The 16,064-nt window shown below is 62.0% G+C and carries 15 protein-coding genes; 10 read left to right on the plus strand and 5 right to left on the minus strand.

Annotated features, from left to right (window positions below; genetic code table 11):
* Positions 1–18: 18 nt before the first annotated feature.
* From rpsF to IG616_RS14500, 9 genes are all read left to right on the plus strand, one after another.
* Positions 19–483 carry a 30S ribosomal protein S6 gene (gene rpsF, locus IG616_RS14460; protein ID WP_192148872.1) on the plus strand — a complete coding sequence of 155 codons (465 nt, stop codon included), beginning with the start codon at positions 19–21 and terminating at the stop codon, positions 481–483.
* Between the two features lie 6 nt (positions 484–489).
* Positions 490–738 (plus strand): 30S ribosomal protein S18, encoded by a 249-nt coding sequence (gene rpsR / locus IG616_RS14465; protein ID WP_192148873.1) that lies wholly within the window; start codon positions 490–492, stop codon positions 736–738.
* Positions 739–873: 135 nt separating this feature from the next.
* Positions 874–1,440: a 50S ribosomal protein L9 gene (rplI, locus tag IG616_RS14470; RefSeq protein ID WP_192148874.1), complete on the plus strand. Its 567-nt coding sequence runs from the start codon at positions 874–876 to the stop codon at positions 1,438–1,440.
* 502 nt (positions 1,441–1,942) lie between these two features.
* The gene (locus tag IG616_RS14475) at positions 1,943–3,427 is read left to right on the plus strand and encodes a replicative DNA helicase (RefSeq protein WP_192148875.1); all 1,485 of its coding nucleotides are present in this window, start codon (positions 1,943–1,945) and stop codon (positions 3,425–3,427) included.
* 163 nt (positions 3,428–3,590) lie between these two features.
* Positions 3,591–4,793 (plus strand): alanine racemase, encoded by a 1,203-nt coding sequence (alr, locus tag IG616_RS14480; protein WP_192148876.1) that lies wholly within the window; start codon positions 3,591–3,593, stop codon positions 4,791–4,793.
* Positions 4,794–4,829: 36 nt separating this feature from the next.
* The gene (gene radA, locus IG616_RS14485) at positions 4,830–6,239 is read left to right on the plus strand and encodes a DNA repair protein RadA (protein WP_192148877.1); all 1,410 of its coding nucleotides are present in this window, start codon (positions 4,830–4,832) and stop codon (positions 6,237–6,239) included.
* 66 nt (positions 6,240–6,305) lie between these two features.
* On the plus strand, positions 6,306–6,920 hold the full coding sequence (locus IG616_RS14490) for a CvpA family protein (RefSeq protein ID WP_192148878.1): 615 nt from the start codon (positions 6,306–6,308) through the stop codon (positions 6,918–6,920).
* Positions 6,921–6,970: 50 nt separating this feature from the next.
* Positions 6,971–8,443 carry an amidophosphoribosyltransferase gene (purF, locus tag IG616_RS14495; RefSeq protein WP_192148879.1) on the plus strand — a complete coding sequence of 491 codons (1,473 nt, stop codon included), beginning with the start codon at positions 6,971–6,973 and terminating at the stop codon, positions 8,441–8,443.
* A gap of 12 nt (positions 8,444–8,455) precedes the next feature.
* Positions 8,456–9,184: an SDR family NAD(P)-dependent oxidoreductase gene (locus tag IG616_RS14500; RefSeq protein ID WP_192148880.1), complete on the plus strand. Its 729-nt coding sequence runs from the start codon at positions 8,456–8,458 to the stop codon at positions 9,182–9,184.
* Between the two features lie 413 nt (positions 9,185–9,597).
* On the opposite strand, the gene IG616_RS14505 is transcribed toward IG616_RS14500, so the two are convergent.
* The 4 genes from IG616_RS14505 to IG616_RS14520 form a co-directional block, all read right to left on the minus strand.
* A complete protein-coding gene (locus IG616_RS14505; protein WP_192148881.1) occupies positions 9,598–10,380 on the minus strand; it encodes an inositol monophosphatase family protein in 783 nt (260 codons plus the stop codon).
* Between the two features lie 92 nt (positions 10,381–10,472).
* Entirely contained in the window at positions 10,473–11,900 is a 1,428-nt protein-coding gene (gene der / locus IG616_RS14510; protein WP_192148882.1) for a ribosome biogenesis GTPase Der, read from the minus strand.
* 40 nt (positions 11,901–11,940) lie between these two features.
* Complete coding sequence (locus IG616_RS14515; RefSeq protein WP_343072377.1) at positions 11,941–13,293, minus strand: outer membrane protein assembly factor BamB family protein; 1,353 nt, start codon at positions 13,291–13,293, stop codon at positions 11,941–11,943.
* A complete protein-coding gene (locus IG616_RS14520; RefSeq protein ID WP_192148883.1) occupies positions 13,290–13,982 on the minus strand; it encodes a tetratricopeptide repeat protein in 693 nt (230 codons plus the stop codon). Before IG616_RS14520 ends, IG616_RS14515 begins: the two co-directional genes overlap by 4 nt.
* Positions 13,983–14,588: 606 nt before the next feature.
* On the opposite strand from IG616_RS14520, the gene IG616_RS14525 reads away from it, so the two are divergent.
* Entirely contained in the window at positions 14,589–14,870 is a 282-nt protein-coding gene (locus IG616_RS14525; RefSeq protein ID WP_192148884.1) for a PilZ domain-containing protein, read from the plus strand.
* A gap of 60 nt (positions 14,871–14,930) precedes the next feature.
* Here IG616_RS14525 and IG616_RS14530 read toward each other — a convergent pair whose 3' ends face one another.
* Complete coding sequence (locus IG616_RS14530; protein ID WP_192148885.1) at positions 14,931–16,064, minus strand: Gfo/Idh/MocA family protein; 1,134 nt, start codon at positions 16,062–16,064, stop codon at positions 14,931–14,933.

Genomic DNA, 16,064 nt, shown 5'->3' on the forward strand with positions numbered 1-16,064 from the left:
CAAGGAAAGGCTATATCCATGCCTCTTTATGAGCATGTGTTCCTGGCGCGCCAGGACATCTCGACCCAGCAGGTCGAAGCTCTTGTCGAACAGTACAAGGGTCTCATCGAAGCTGAAGGCGGTTCGGTCGGTAAGGTCGAAAACTGGGGCCTGCGCTCCCTCGCCTACCGCGTGAAGAAGAACCGCAAGGCTCACTACATCCTGATGAACATCAACGCTCCGCATCCGGCAGTTGCCGAAATGGAACGTCAGATGGGCCTCAGCGAAGACATCCTGCGCTTCATGACCTTCAAGGTCGAAGAGCATGATGAAGAGCCGTCTGCAATGATGCAGAAGCGTGACCGTGACGACCGCCGTGGCGGTGAGCGCGGTGGCGATCGTGGCGGCCGCTTCGGCGGTGGCGATCGTGGTGACCGCGCACCGCGCGGTGACCGGGGCGGCGACCGGGGCGACCGCGCTCCGCGCCGGGCAGAAGCGGAGTAAGAGACCATGGTTGATATCGCACAGATCCCGAGCCGTCGTCCGTTCTTCCGCCGCCGGAAGACCTGCCCGTTCTCCGGCGCGAACGCACCGAAGATCGATTACAAGGACATCCGTCTCCTGCAGCGCTACATCTCCGAGCGCGGCAAGATCGTTCCGAGCCGCATCACTGCGGTTTCCGCGAAGAAGCAGCGTGAACTGGCCCGTGCGATCAAGCGCGCCCGCCTGCTCGGCCTGCTGCCGTTCGTCATCAGCTAAGCCGTAACCGGTTTAGTTTCAGCCCGGGGCACGCCCCGGGCTCCCGGATTGGGGCCGGCCGGATCCAAGTGATCGGCCTCTAACCGCCACTCCCCGGAAAACCGGGCGGCGGGACAGACCGCAGGAGTTATTCCCATGCAAGTTATCCTTCTCGAGCGTATCGCCAAGCTCGGCCAGATGGGCGACACCGTCCGCGTCCGCGACGGCTTTGCCCGTAACTTCCTTCTGCCGCAGGGCAAGGCGCTGCGCGCCAACAAGGCAAACCTGGCCAAGTTCGAAGCTGAACGCGCTCAGCTCGAAGCCCGCAACCTGGAACGCCGCCAGGAAGCTGAAGCTGTTGCCGCCAAGATGGATGGTCAGAGCCTGACCGTTATCCGTTCTGCTGGTGAAACCGGCCAGCTCTACGGCTCCGTTGCGACCCGTGACATCGCTGACGGCCTGACCGCAGCTGGCTTCACCATCGTCCGCAGCCAGGTTGACCTGCGCACCCCGATCAAGACCATTGGTCTGCATTCGGTTGCCATCTCCCTGCACCCGGAAGTCGAAGTGACCGTGACCGTCAACGTCGCGCGCTCCGAAGACGAAGCTGCCCGCCAGGCAGCCGGTGAAGACCTCACCGCTCCGGAACAGGACATCTTCGAATTCGAAGCCGATGAAGAAGAAGGCGAAGAAACCGAAGCTCAGGAAGAAACCGAAGAGTAAGCCTCTTCCGGGTCCTTCCCGCTTTCTGAAAACGGCGTCCCTCGGGGCGCCGTTTTTGTTTGTACCGGGTCATTCTTCTGACCGGCAGGCCCCGTTCCGCCCCCCGGCTCTGACATGATGAGCAAGGGCGCGACGGAAACAGGCTCCCCTGCCCGCTTACCGGCCCTTGCGGACCCCGCCTCGCCATTTTCCTGAAATTCAAGTCTTGACCGGTGGTTTTCCGGCTTACTTGTTCAATAAGCCGCAGAGGTGGTTTTTTCACGCCTTCGGTGCCAGGCAGCCGTCCTTGGCAAAAAATGAATGCATTAATTTTCATTAACTTTTTCAAGCCCTAAGAGAGGGGCCCGTGTGAGTCCGTTTCCGCCTTCTGCGTCAAGCTCTTGCTGCTTTTTTTCCCTATGAATCCCTGTCGCTGGGGGAATCGATGATAGCTTTATTGTTTCCTTGAAGACGGGCCACGGATGAGACTAGACCATCTGGCAAGCGGACAACGGGGGTCTCCATGAAAGGCAAACTGCAGTCAGTCGAAACAGAAGAAGCAGCACTTCGTCTGGCACCACATAATGCAGAAGCCGAGCGTCAGCTCCTCGGTGCGATTCTGGTCAACAATGAAACCTACTACCGGGTCTCCGACTTTCTGGAGCCCCATCATTTCTTCGTGCCTCAGCACCAGGAGATCTATGAGAAGGTTGGCCAGCTGATACGGGCGGGCAAGACCGCTTCTCCGATCACCCTCAAGACCTTTTATCCGGCAGATGCCAAGATCGCGGATCTGAGCGCGACGCAGTTCCTTCTGCGTCTTGCCGCCGATGCCGCCTCGATCATCAACGCGGAAGACTATGGCCGGACCATCTATGACCTCGCCATCCGCCGGAATCTGATCCGGATCGGCGAGGACATGGTCAACATCGCCTATGACGCGCCGATCGACGTGCCCCCGGCCCAGCAGATCGACGATGCGGAACGGCGCTTGTTCGAACTGGCGGAGACAGGCAAGCGTGAAGGCGGCTTCGTCAGCTTCGGCGACGCGCTGACCCAGACCATCGAAATGGCCCATGCCGCCTGGAACCGTGAAGGCGCCCTCTCGGGCATTTCTTCAGGGCTCCGGGATCTGGACCGGCTGATGGGCGGTCTGCAGCATTCGGATTTGATCGTTCTGGCCGGACGTCCTGCCATGGGCAAGACCTCGCTGGTGACCAACATCGCCTATAATGTGGCCGAGGCCTATATGGCGGAAGAGCAGCCGGACGGCAGCCTGAAGACGAAGAATGGCGGCGTGGTCGGCTTCTTCTCTCTCGAAATGTCCGCTGAGCAGCTCGCCACCCGTATCATTTCCGAGCAGGCGGAAATCTCCTCCTCCAAGATCCGCCGCGGCGACATCACGGAGCAGGAATTCGAGCGTCTTGCCGCAGCCGCCCAGCACATGCAGACCGTGCCGCTGCACGTCGACCAGACCGGTGGTATCTCCATCGCGTCCCTGGTGGCCCGTGCCCGCCGTCTAAAGCGCCAGCGCGGCCTCGACCTGATCATCGTCGACTATATTCAGCTGCTGTCCGGCTCTTCCAAGAACAGCGGCAACCGCGTGCAGGAAATCACCGAAATCACCACGGGCCTGAAGGCGCTGGCGAAGGAACTCAACGTTCCGGTCATCGCGCTTTCACAGCTCTCCCGTCAGGTGGAATCGCGCGATGACAAGCGCCCGCAGCTTTCTGACCTTCGTGAGTCGGGTTCGATCGAGCAGGACGCCGACGTGGTGATGTTCGTCTACCGTGACGAATATTACCTCTCCAAGACCGAGCCGGAAGAAGGCACGCCGGAACATGAAGTCTGGCGCGACAAGCTGGAACGCGTGAAGGGCAAGGCGGAAGTCATCATCGCCAAGCAGCGTCACGGCCCCACCGGCACGGTCAACCTGCACTTCGAAGGCCAGTACACCCGCTTCTCGGATCTGGCCCAGGACGAATACATGCCAGAGCGTCACGAGTGATCTGAAATACCCTGTCTGCGGCCGCAAAAGGCTGAGGTGTGGCTGCCATGCGACGGCTGCATAGCTAAGCCGGGATGCTGCCGCTATCCTGCCGATAGTCGGCGTTTGCGAACGCCGATTCGCCTCTTGGGCATTTCCCTATCGACAGGCAGAAGGCTTTCCCGTGACCGTACCCGTTTCTTCTCCGGAACCTCAGGGGGCCGATCAGGCTCCGGAAGACCTGTGCGGCGGCAGGCTGACCATTGACCGGGATGCGATTGCAGCCAACTGGGCCTATCTGGGCGGACGGCTGACGGCTGGCACGGAATGCGCGGCTACCATCAAGGCGGATGCCTACGGCACGGGTGCGGCAGGCACGGCAAAACGTCTGGCGGAGGCGGGCTGCAAGACCTTCTTCGTTGCCCTACCCGCGGAGGGTGTCGAGGTCCGCAAGGTTCTTCCTGATGCGGTGATCTATATTCTCGGCGGATTGTTTCCGGGCTGCGCAGAGACTTATGCGAGCGCAAACCTGCGTCCCATGATCGGATCGGCACCGGAGCTGGCGGAATGGTCAGCGTTCTGCAAAGCCCATGGGCAGGCGCTCGAGACAGGCCTTCATGTGGATACGGGCATGAACCGGCTCGGGTTCCGCCCGGATGAGTTCTCAAGCCTCCTGCGCGACCGGGACCTGACCGGTCCCATCACTGCCTCCCTCCTCATCACCCACCTTGCCTGCGGCTCCGATCCGGATCACCCGGCCAACCGGCGGCAGCTGGAGATCTTCCGGGGCGCGACCGATCCGTTCAAACACATACCGCGCTCCATGGCCAATTCCGCCGGCGTGTTCCTCGGGCCGGAGTATCACTTCGACCTCGCCCGCCCCGGCATTTCGCTCTATGGCGGCAAGGCCATAGACACGCAGCCGAACCCGATGCGCCCGGTCGCGATGATCGAAGCGCGGGTGATGCAGGTGCGTACGGTTCCTTCCGGCGAAACCGTCGGCTACGGCTGCACGGAAACCGCCAAGGAGCGCCCCCGCCGTGTCGCGATGGTGGCTGCGGGCTATGCGGACGGCCTGCACCGGCGCGCCAGCTCATCTGACGAGCGTCCCGGCGGCTTTGCCTGGGCGTCTGGCCACCGCCTGCCGCTGATCGGGCGGATTTCCATGGACATGCTCGCCCTCGACATCACAAACACCCCCGAAGGCCTGATTGAGCGTGGCTCGTTTGTGGAAATGCTCGGTCCCAATGTTGCGGCCTCGGACCTGGCAGCCTATGCCGAGACCATCGATTACGAGTATCTGACAGGGCTCGGGCGGCGCTATCACCGACGCTACCAGGCCTTGCCGGATGCAGACCCTGCGGCACATGCCGCAGTCCTTGCCTGACCTCACTTACGTCTGACACGACCGGAGCCCGCCGACATGGCACGCAGATCCACCAGTTTCGTCTGCCAGTCCTGCGGGGCGGTCTATGCCAAGTGGGCGGGACGCTGCGAATCCTGCGGCGAGTGGAACTCCATCGTTGAAGAGCAATCCGGCGGCGGTGTCGGCGGCGGACCGGGCAAGGCCAAACCCAGCCGCGGCCGTGTGATCCAGCTTGTCGGCCTTGAGGGCGATGCCAAGGAGCCCCAGCGCATCCAGAGCGGCGTTGCCGAACTCGACCGGGTGACCGGCGGCGGTTTCGTGCGCGGCTCCGCGCTGCTGGTTGGCGGCGATCCGGGCATCGGCAAGTCTACCCTGCTCATTCAGGCCTCTGCGGCACTGGCAAGGCTTGGTCACTCCGCCGTCTATATCTCGGGCGAAGAAGCCATCGGCCAGGTGCGTCTGCGGGCCGAGCGCCTCGGTCTTTCCCAGGCGCCTGTGGCGCTGGCGGCGGAAACCAGCGTCGAGGATATCCTGGCTACGCTGGAAGCGGGCCAACCCCCTGCTCTGCTCATTCTCGATTCGATCCAGACGCTCTGGACCGATCAGGTAGAGAGCCCCCCTGGCACAGTGACACAGGTCCGCGCTTCGGCGCAGGCCATGGTCCGCTATGCCAAGAAATACGGCACCACGCTGGTGCTGGTCGGCCACGTCACGAAGGACGGCCAGATTGCCGGTCCCCGCGTCGTCGAGCATATGGTCGACGCTGTGCTCTATTTCGAAGGCGACGGCGCGCATCAGTACCGGATCCTGCGCTCGGTCAAGAACCGCTTTGGTGCGACGGATGAGATCGGCGTCTTCGAGATGACCGGTCTTGGGCTTGCGGAAGTCGCCAACCCGTCAGCGCTGTTCCTGGGCGAGCGGGCCGCCAATTCTCCAGGCGCTGCCGTCTTTGCGGGACTTGAAGGCTCGCGCCCTCTGCTGATCGAGATCCAGGCGCTGGTGGCTCCCTCCACGCTCGGCACGCCCCGCCGGGCCGTGATCGGCTGGGATTCGGCGCGTCTGTCGATGATCCTTGCCGTGCTGGAAGCGCGCTGCGGTGTGCGCTTTTCCCAGCACGATGTCTATCTGAATGTGGCGGGCGGGCTGAAGATCAACGAGCCGGGCGCCGATCTTGCCGTCGCGGCGGCCCTCGTCTCATCACTCAGCGGGCTTGCCCTTCCGGCCAATTGCGTCTATTTCGGCGAGGTCAGCCTGTCAGGGGCGGTCCGGCCGGTTGCGCAGGCGCAATCCAGGCTGAAAGAAGCGCAGAAACTGGGCTTCGACAAGGCATTCTGTCCCCAGGGCAACCTGAAGGATGGAAGCAAACCGGAATTCGCGGCGACGGGTCTGTCCGAGCTGGGAGAGCTGATCGCCAAAATTACTGCCGGAACCGCCACCCGGGACAGGGCCAGAGGCGGACCGGACTGATGACAGGACACGGCCCGGCCATTGATTGCACGGGCACCCTGCCAGGACGAAGGACCAAAGGTTAAGATGCCGATCACGCTGCTCGACGGAATCCTGCTCGTCATCATGCTCATTTCGGCGGGTCTTGCCATGATCCGCGGCTTCGTCCGCGAAGTGCTGTCCATCGCCTCCTGGATCGCCGCCGCCGCTGCCGCTTTCTTCCTGTATGGCAAGGTTCTGCCTTACGCGAAGATGTACATTGACCATCCGCTGGTCGCTCTCGGCGTGTCTGTTGCCGGTGTCTTCCTGATCACGCTGCTGATCGTCAGCTACATCACCATGCGCTTTTCGGATTTCATCCTGGACAGCCGCATCGGTGCCCTCGACCGCACGCTCGGCTTTGTCTTCGGCGCGGCCCGCGGCATGCTGCTGGTCGTCGTCGCCATGATGTTCTTCAACTGGTTCGTGACGCCGGAACAGCAGCCGAACTGGATCCTGCAAGCAAAATCGCGTGATCTGCTGATTTCTGTTGGCGAAAAGATCGTATCTGTACTTCCCGAGGATCCGGAAAAGGAAATCCTCGACCGGCTGCGCGCCAAGAAGGCCGCCAGCGGCAACCAGGCAGGTGAAGCCGACGATACCGGCTACAGCGCTTCCGAGCGCAGCGGCATCGATCAGCTCACGAACTCAGGCGGCAACTGAGATATTTGCCCGCCAAACTGGCGGGTCTCTCAAAACTAAGGAGCTTCGCCATGACCGGCGAGACCGACATGTTCGAGCCATTTGATCCCTATGCGGACCGGCTCCGTGAAGAATGCGGTGTTTTCGGCGTTCTCGGCCACGAGGATGCAAGCGCGCTGACGGCTCTTGGCCTTCATGCCCTGCAGCACCGCGGACAGGAAGCCGCCGGCATCGTGACGCTGGACAAGGATCAGTTCCGGGCTGAACGGCACCTTGGTCTGGTCGGCGACCACTTCTCCAACGCGGACACGATCTCCCGTCTGCCGGGCATGGCCGCTGTCGGCCACGTGCGTTACTCCACCACCGGCGAACCGGCGCTGCGCAACGTTCAGCCGCTGTTTGCGGAGCTCTCCGGCGGCGGTTTTGCGATCTGCCACAACGGCAACTTCACCAACGCGCTGACCCTGCGCAAGCAGCTGATCGAAGACGGTGCGATCTGCCAGTCCACGTCGGACTCCGAAGTGGTTCTGCAGCTGGTTGCCCGCTCGCGCGAGAAGAAGATCGTCGACCGCTTCATCGACGCCATCCGCCAGATGGAAGGCGCTTATGCACTGGTCGCGCTGACCAACAAGAAGCTGATTGGTGCCCGCGATCCGCTCGGCATCCGCCCGCTGGTCCTGGGTGACCTGAACGGCGCTCCGATCCTCGCTTCCGAAACCTGTGCCCTCGACATTATCGGCGCAACCTTCATCCGCGAGATCGAGAACGGCGAAGTCATCGTCTGCACCCCGAGCGGGATTGAATCCTTCTTCCCGTTCGGCCGCAAACCGGCCCGTCCGTGCATTTTCGAGTATATCTACTTCGCCCGTCCGGACTCCATCGTCGGCGGCCGCAGCGTCTATGACGTGCGCCGCGAGATGGGCCGCCAGCTGGCCCGCGAATCCCATGCGGACAGTGACGTGATCGTTCCGGTTCCGGACAGCGGCGTGCCGGCTGCCATCGGCTACAGCCAGGAAAGCGGCGTTCCCTTCGAGCTGGGCATCATCCGCAACCACTATGTGGGCCGGACCTTCATCGAGCCGACCCAGCAGATCCGGACCCTCGGCGTGAAGCTGAAGCACTCCGCGAACAAGGCGATCATCCAGGGCAAGCGCGTTACCCTGATCGACGACAGCCTCGTGCGCGGCACCACCTCGGTGAAGATCGTGCAGATGATCCGCGATGCGGGCGCCACGGAAGTCCACTTCCGCCTCGCCTCCCCGCCGATCCGTTTCTCCGACTATTACGGCATCGACACGCCGGTGCGCGAGAAGCTGCTGGCTGCCAAGTACAGCCTTGAGGAAATGCGCACCTATATCGGCGCCGACAGCCTCGCCTTCGTCTCCGTCGATGGCATCTACAAGGCCATGGGCTATGACGGCCGTGACAACGCCAATCCGCAGTTCACCGACCATTGCTTCACCGGCGATTATCCGACGCCGCTGACGGACCTGTCCGAAGATCAGGAACTGGCCCGGATCCCGCGTCTGGTGGAAGTACGGTAAGGGCCAAGCAGCATGAACAAGGAACTGGAAGGACGGGTCGCTCTGGTCACAGGTGCGCCCCGTGGCATCGGTTATCAGCTGGCCAAGGAACTGGCGGCGCGCGGCGCCCACGTGATCGCCGTTGGCCGCACCGTCGGCGCGCTTGAAGAGCTTGACGACGAGATCCAGGCTGCAGGCGGTCAGGCCACCCTGGTTCCGCTGGACATCACCGACTACGACGCCCTGGACCGGCTTGGCGCCGCTATTTTCGAGCGCTGGAAGAAGCTGGACATACTGGTCGGCAATGCCGCCCAGTTCGGCACGTTGTCGCCGCTCGGCCATATCGGCATCAAGGACTTCGACAAGGTTCTGTCGACGGCAGTCACGGCCAACTGGCGCCTGATCCGCTCGCTCGATCCCTTGCTGCGCCAGTCTGATGCGCCGCGCGTGGTGTTCATGACCACCTCGCATGTGCGCGACTGCACCCCGTTCTGGGGGCTTCAGTCGGTCTCCAAGGCCGGTCTAGAGGCTCTGGCGCGAACCTATGCCCATGAGATGCAGAACAGTCCCCTGAGGGTGAACCTGTTCGACCCGGGCCCGGTCCGCACCGGCTTCCGCGCCAAGGCCATGCCGGGCGAAGACGCCTCCAAGCTGCCCCACCCCTCCGAGGTGGTTGCGGACATCCTGAAGCTGCTCTCTCCCGCTCTGACGGAGACAGGCATGCTCTATGAGCGGGAAACCGGCGCGTTCAGGGCGTTCTGAGAGAGGATCGCCTCAGACTGCTGACAAAGGTAAAAACCTTTCGATGTCATCCCGGTTTGGCGTGTGAGCGCCAAGACCGGGATCCAGCCCGTGGCTCACGTTTTCAGGAAAAAATAGCTATCTCAATTGGCTACTGGATCCCCGCCTTCGCGGGGAAGACAGCCGTTTACTCCCAAGATCATAGAGGTCTTAAGGGTGGGGAGGCTTTTTCATCAACCTCAGGCGCCCGCGTTGCTCGTGGGCGTTTTTTTGTTTTGCAGACCCACGACGCCACGAACTTTCTCCGCGCCGTCCCGGCCTTGAGCCGGGACCTGCCATTTTCAACAGCATGAACAGCGAATAGGTCCCGGATCAGCGCTACGCTCCGTCCGGGACGGCGCGGTGGACGGGTTCCCGTAGCCGGATCTTAACCCTCACGAAAACGACGCGTCGGCAATCGCCTTGGCAGCGTCATAGATGCCAGGGCCGCCGCAGACGATGCGGGTACCCGCGTCGAGGGACTTGTCCACATCGAAGGGCTCGACCTTGCCGCCGGCCTCCTCGATCATCAGGAGGCCTGCCAGGCAGTCCCAGGCGTTCATGTGGGGCTCGATATAGCCGATCAGGCGTCCGGCTGCTGTGTAGGCGAGCATCAGCCCGCCAGAGGCATTGCGGAAGAAAACACCACCGGCCGCCAGAAGCTGGGAAACGCATTCGACCACATCCGCCGGCTTGGTGCGGCCGTTGAAGCCGACGCCCAGCGATCCGCGGGAGAGGCTGTCGCTATCGGACACACTGATCGGACGGTCGCCCAGGAACGCGCCCTTGCCGCGCATGGCATGGAAAGTTTCGCCCGCCACCGGATCATGGATAACACCGATGACCGTTTCGCCTTCATAGATGCAGGCGATGATCACGCACCATTGCGGGATACTGGCAACAAAATTGGCTGTGCCGTCGATGGGATCAATGACCCAGGTGTAGCCGCTCGTGCCTGCGATGCGGCCATGCTCTTCGCCGAGAATGCCGTCGTCCGGATAGACCTTCGCCAGCTCGTCGCGCACCAGGGCTTCAACGTCCCGGTCGGCCTCGGACACCATGTCCTGATGACCCTTGGAGGTCACCGTCAGCGTCTCGAGGCGGCGGAAATAGCTCACGCCAAGTTCACCGGCCTTCTTGGCAAGGGCAATGGCGAACTCGTACCGGTCTGTAGACATTTGGTGCTCCTGTCAGGCAATCAGCGGCTTTACAAAGTTGAGGAGCTGACCGGGATCCGGCAGCTCCTCATTTAAACGGGCAACGCCCGCCCCTACTGGATCTTCCGCTTTTTCTTCACCGCGTAAGGGTTGTCACCCTTGCGGTAGGAGAAGCGGATGGGCGTGCCATGAATGTTGAAGGTCTGGCGCAGCGAGTTGACCAGATAGCGGGTGTAGCTCTCAGGCAGCTGTTCCGGACGCGAGGCAAAGGCCACGAAATGCGGCGGACGGGTCTTGGCCTGGGTCATGTAACGAAGACGCACGCGGCGGCCTGCAACGGCTGGCGGCGCATGGTTGACGGTGACCTTTTCCAGCCAGCGGTTCAGCTTGGCGGTGGAAACGCGGCTGTTCCAGGCCTCATAGGCGGTGAACACGCTTTCCAGCATCCGGTCCACACCCTGCCCCTGAATACCCGACAGGGTCACGATCTGTACGCCGCGAATCTGGTTCAGGTAGCGCTCGTTTGCGTCCTTGATCAGCTTCCAGGCAGCTTCCCGGTCTTCGATCAGGTCCCACTTGTTAATCGCAATGACCAGAGCGCGGCCTTCGCGGGCCACCAGATCGATGATCTGCAGATCCTGCTTCTCGAACGCATTGGTCGCATCGAGCGTGACGACCACGACTTCTGCAAACTTGATCGCCCGCAGGGCATCTGCAACAGACAGCTTTTCCAGCTTCTCCTGCACGCGCGCCTTGCGGCGGATCCCGGCGGTATCAAACAGCTTGATGTGATGCTCGCGCCACTCCCAGTCGACGGAAATGGAGTCGCGCGTGATCCCGGCCTCCGGGCCGGTCAGCATGCGGTCTTCGCCGAGCAGCGTGTTGATCAGGGTCGACTTGCCAGCATTCGGGCGGCCAACGATGGCAACCCGGAGCGGACGCTTCAGCGTGCCCACCGGCTCGTCTTCGTCCAGCAGTTCGCCGTCCTCGTCCACATCCAGATCGGTCTTGGCTTCTTCGGTTGCCGCCTGCTCTTCCTCTTCCACCCGCTCCACATGAGGCAGCAGAGCGTCATAAAGGTCGGCCAGACCTTCGCCATGCTCGGCGGAAATGGCAATCGGTTCGCCAAGGCCCAGGGAAAAGGCCTCGTAAAGCCCGGACATGCCAGCCTTGCCCTCGGCCTTGTTGGCCAGAAGGATGACCGGCGTCGTCGTCTTGCGGGCAACAGCGGCAAAATGAGAGTCGAGCGGCGTCACGCCTGCACGGGCATCGATCACGAAGAGAACGGCGTCCGCCTCGCTGATCGCTTCTTCCGTCTGCTTGCGCATGCGGCCTTCGAGCGATGCGGAGTCCGCATCTTCAAGACCAGCGGTGTCGATGATGGTGAAGCGCAGGTCGCCAAGACGCGCCTCGCCAGGCCGGCGGTCGCGGGTCACGCCCGGCGTATCGTCGACCAGCGCGAGGCGCTTGCCGACGAGACGATTGAAAAGAGTGGACTTGCCGACATTCGGCCGTCCGATAATGGCGACGGTTGCGCCCACGGTGAGTACTCCTGACAGGCCGCGCTGACCGGCTGTCCGGTCAGTTGAAGGCGGCGACGGCGTCCGATCCGTCCAACACAATCATACGGCCGCCGGCGATAATCGGCGTCACGTAGACATCGGTCTTCACGTCGCTGGTGTTCATGATCTGGCCGGAAGCAGCATCGATCTTCGCAAGCCGTCCGTCGCTGGATACAGCGATAAGCACTCCGTTCGCAAGGACCGGACCGGCCCAATTACGCCGCTTCTTCTTTTTTTCCGGTTTTGGCAGCTGTGTAGACCACAAAGTATCGCCAGTTTTACGGTCCAGAGCGACCATCCGGTCGTCAAGATCGACCAGGAACAGGGACGAGCCGGAGACGACCGGCGTGTGCACCGCGCCCAGATCCTTCTCCCAAATCCGCTGTCCGGTCTTGAGGGAGGTCGCGATCGTGCGGCCGGCAACACCGGTCGCATAGACCGTGCCGTCCGCCACAACCGGGCTTGCTGATACATCGGAGAGACCAGAGACGGCAAAGGTGCGGAAGCCGCGGGCGACCGCGTCGATCCAAACCGGCTCACCCTTCTTGACGTCAAGCGCCATGACTTCGCCAGCGGAAGTCGGGACGATCACCCGGCCACCGGACACGGCGGGGCTGGCCGCGCTGAGTACGCCAGCCGTCTCGCTGATACCAGCATAATTCCAGGCTTCGGTGCCGTCGGATTCGTTCAGGGCATAGACCTCGTTGGAATCGGTCACAGCAAAGACCAGCCCGTTGCTGGCAACAGGAGCGCCACGTGCGGGCGTTCCAAGCGCGCCAGTCCACACAACCTGACCGGAAGACGCATCGAGAGCGACCACCTGGCTGTAACCGGTGGAAACATAGACACGATTGCCGGAAACGGTCACGCCGCCCCCGGGTGCCACATCCTTCTCACCTTCAGGGCGCAGGGACCGGGTCCAGAGGCGGGCACCACCGGTGCTTAGGGCGATGACGTCTCCATTCGGCTTATAGACATAGATCCGGCTGCCGTCGCTAACAGGACGGGCGGAGGTACGCAGCGCGCTCGAAGTGAAGCTGCCGCCGGAAGCGCCAATAGAGGCCCGCCAGACGCGGCCGCCAGAGATGCTGACTGCGACGTTGCCCGGGTCGTTGGTGAGACCGCCACCAGCGGTCGGCCAGGATTGGCCGCCGGAGGCCGCGCCGATCTTGGCCGGGCGGGCCTGAGCGACAGCTGCCGGGTCCGCGCCGTCAAAGACCGGCTGGCGTTCGCCCTGTAGGATCTTTTCCTTTGAGAAGGGGTTGATGGAGTCGGTAAACTCGGACACGCCTCCACAGGCGCTCACCATCAAAGACAGGGTGAGCACACCACAGATGGACGACCAGCTGCGTTCTTTATGGATGTTGCTCACTGCTTTGTTCCTTCAGATGAATCTGCTGTTTCACCGGCACTGCCGTTATCTGCGGTGATGACGTCGCTCAAGATGGTGACCCGGCGGGAAATATCGGATGGGGTGCCCGTGTCTTCTTCGATCATGCCGATCCACCTGCGGGCAGCCTCAGTGTCACCCGCCTTCCAGGCAGCAAGCGCCAGGATCTCGCGCGCGCCAGCACGGAACGGCTCGCCGGTTCCGCTCATCGGCTCAAGACGGGCAGAAACGGCGGCATAGTCTTCTGTATCCACGGCCAGGAAACCAGCCCGCAACCTTGCAATGTCCTGCAAGGCGTTTTCAACCGAACCGTCCTTGGAGATCGCATCAAACGCTTCAATTGCCTCGGCTTTCTTGCCGTTGAGGGCCAATTCGCTGGCCTCACGCATGCGGGCAAGAACCGGATAGCCGCCAGTGCTTTGCGACAGCTCGTTGAGCTTGGCCTGAGCGGCGGCACTGTCCCCGGTTTCGGAAAGACGGACCGCTTCGAAGAAGACGTCACCCGCAGCCTCGGACTTGCCCTTCTGCCAGTAGATCCAGCCGCGGTAACCACCGGTGCCGACAACGATCAAAACGGCGAGCGCGATAACCCAGGGGCCAAGACGATCCCAAAGCCGACGGTACTTCTCCTGGCGGATGTCTTCATCGACTTCACGAAAAATATCGGACATGCGTGTCTTGTTCCTGCTTCTGCGCTTTTGCTCTGGGCCACACCTTTTAGGCGGGCGCCACAATACCGTCTCACCCGGCGGGTGGCAAACGCCCAGGTAAGCCTCTCTTCAATGGTTTAATGGCACAAGTGAGGCAGCAGCGCGGTTTCCCTGAGCCTTCAGGCCAGCCGAGTGTTGCTTACGGCAAGGCTACAGGGAAGACAAGCTCTCCAAAGCGGCCCCGGAAGCCCATTTTTCCCGCAAGTCAGGCAAGAATCACACAGACGAACGGGCTTCTGGCACCTCAACCAGCCAGCCGAGCTTCCACAGTTCCAGCCGCCACCTCTCAAGCGGTAGCAATGTTCGGCTTTGCAGCTTTTGCTTTATGCAGTTCCATTCCGCCTTGGATCTGAAATAAAATCGGCTTATGAATGAGCCGGTTCGATCCTGAGGCACCAGGCAGGAGAAGAGGCAAGAGTGCCAAACCAAGCACTTGTATTGTCTGATACTTCCAAATCAGAGAACGGCTTGGCAGAGATCAAGGCACGGGTTTTCCGGGGAACGTTGGGCGCGTTCTGACCCGGTCACTCCGCGCAAATGCATGTGGGCAAAGGAATAGTGGTTACGATGGAAGACGAACGCAGAGGCAGTGAACGGCGCAGAACGCTGAAATCCGGACGGATCGTTTTTGGCGGCCTGTCGCAGGTCTTCAACTGCACCATCCGGAACACGAGCGATGGCGGCGCGCTTCTAACTCTCCCCAGCACAATGGGCGTACCCAGCGCCTTCCTGCTCTACATCGACAATGAAAGCACGCGGCGGCCAGTCGAAGTTGTCTGGCGAACGGAAGACAAGCTTGGCATCCGCTACACCGGCCCCGCCGAAAGCACCCTGCGCCGCAATGTCTGAGAACAAGAGGGCTGCCCTCACCCGGACCTGAAGATCCGGGTGAGCCTACGCGCCTCAAGCTCAGCGGAGCATCGCTTCAGCTTGTTCTTTCGGCAGAGCCGCAGGACGCTCGCATGGCGTCTCGATGTCAATGAAGGAGCCGGTTTCTCCGGACCTCAGGATCGAGCACATTACATCCACCGCATGAAGAGCCCGGTCGAGAGAGCAGCGGTAGTCGCTGCCGGTCGCGATAGACTGCACCATGTCCGCCAGACCTGCGGCCCGGTAGTTGGCAAAGTGGCGGCCGTTGTGCTCCTGGTTGGCGATGCCGAAGGGATGGCCGTCGTCCGCCAGCGTTTCTTCTTTGCCGTCCCGTCCGGTTAGGACCACATCCCCGCCGAAGAAGTTCGGATCGGGCACATAGAGCGAGCCTTCCGTGCCATAGAGCTCCATATTCTGGTGCTTGTGCGCCCACACGTCCCAGCTGGCGGAAAGCGTGATTGTGGCACCGTTCACGAACTCCAGCAGCGCATGAATGTTGGTCGGCGTCTTGACCGGAATCTTCTCCCCGGCCCTCGGCTGGCTGGAAATCGTCCGTGTCGGGGTTGCCATGGAGGTCAGAGCCGCCACGCGCTTCACCGGCCCGACCAGATTGACCAGATTGGCGATGTAGTAAGGCCCGAGGTCCAGGATCGGACCGCCGCCCGGGAGGAAGAAGAAATCCGGGTTCGGATGCCAATGCTCCATGCCGTGGCTCATGACGTGGCAGGTGCCGGCCGTGATCCTGCCAACCCGTCCCTCATCGATGGCCTTGCGGGCACGCTGATGCGCACCGCCCAGGAACGTGTCCGGGGCAGACCCGACCTTCAAGCCCTTTTCGGCTGCCAAAGCCTGCATGGCCCTGCCCTCTTCCAGATTGAGGACCAGCGGCTTTTCCGAATAGACATGCTTGCCTGCTGACAGGATTTCCCTGGAAACCGGCCAGTGGGCATCCGGAATGGTCAGGTTGACCACCACATCAATGTCATCGGCCTTTAGAAGATCATGGACCGTCATCGCCCGGACGCCGAACTCTTCGCCCCTGGTCTGAGCGGCGCCCCGGTTGAGATCCGCGCAGCCGCGAATCTCGACACCCTTGAACAAGGGCGCGTATTTGAAATAGGTCGTCGAGATATTGCCGCATCCGATAATGCCGACGCCAAGTGTCTTACTCAT

Origin of the sequence: Roseibium litorale, assembly GCF_014842915.1 — a bacterium.
Taxonomy (GTDB): Bacteria; Pseudomonadota; Alphaproteobacteria; order Rhizobiales; family Stappiaceae; genus Roseibium; species Roseibium litorale.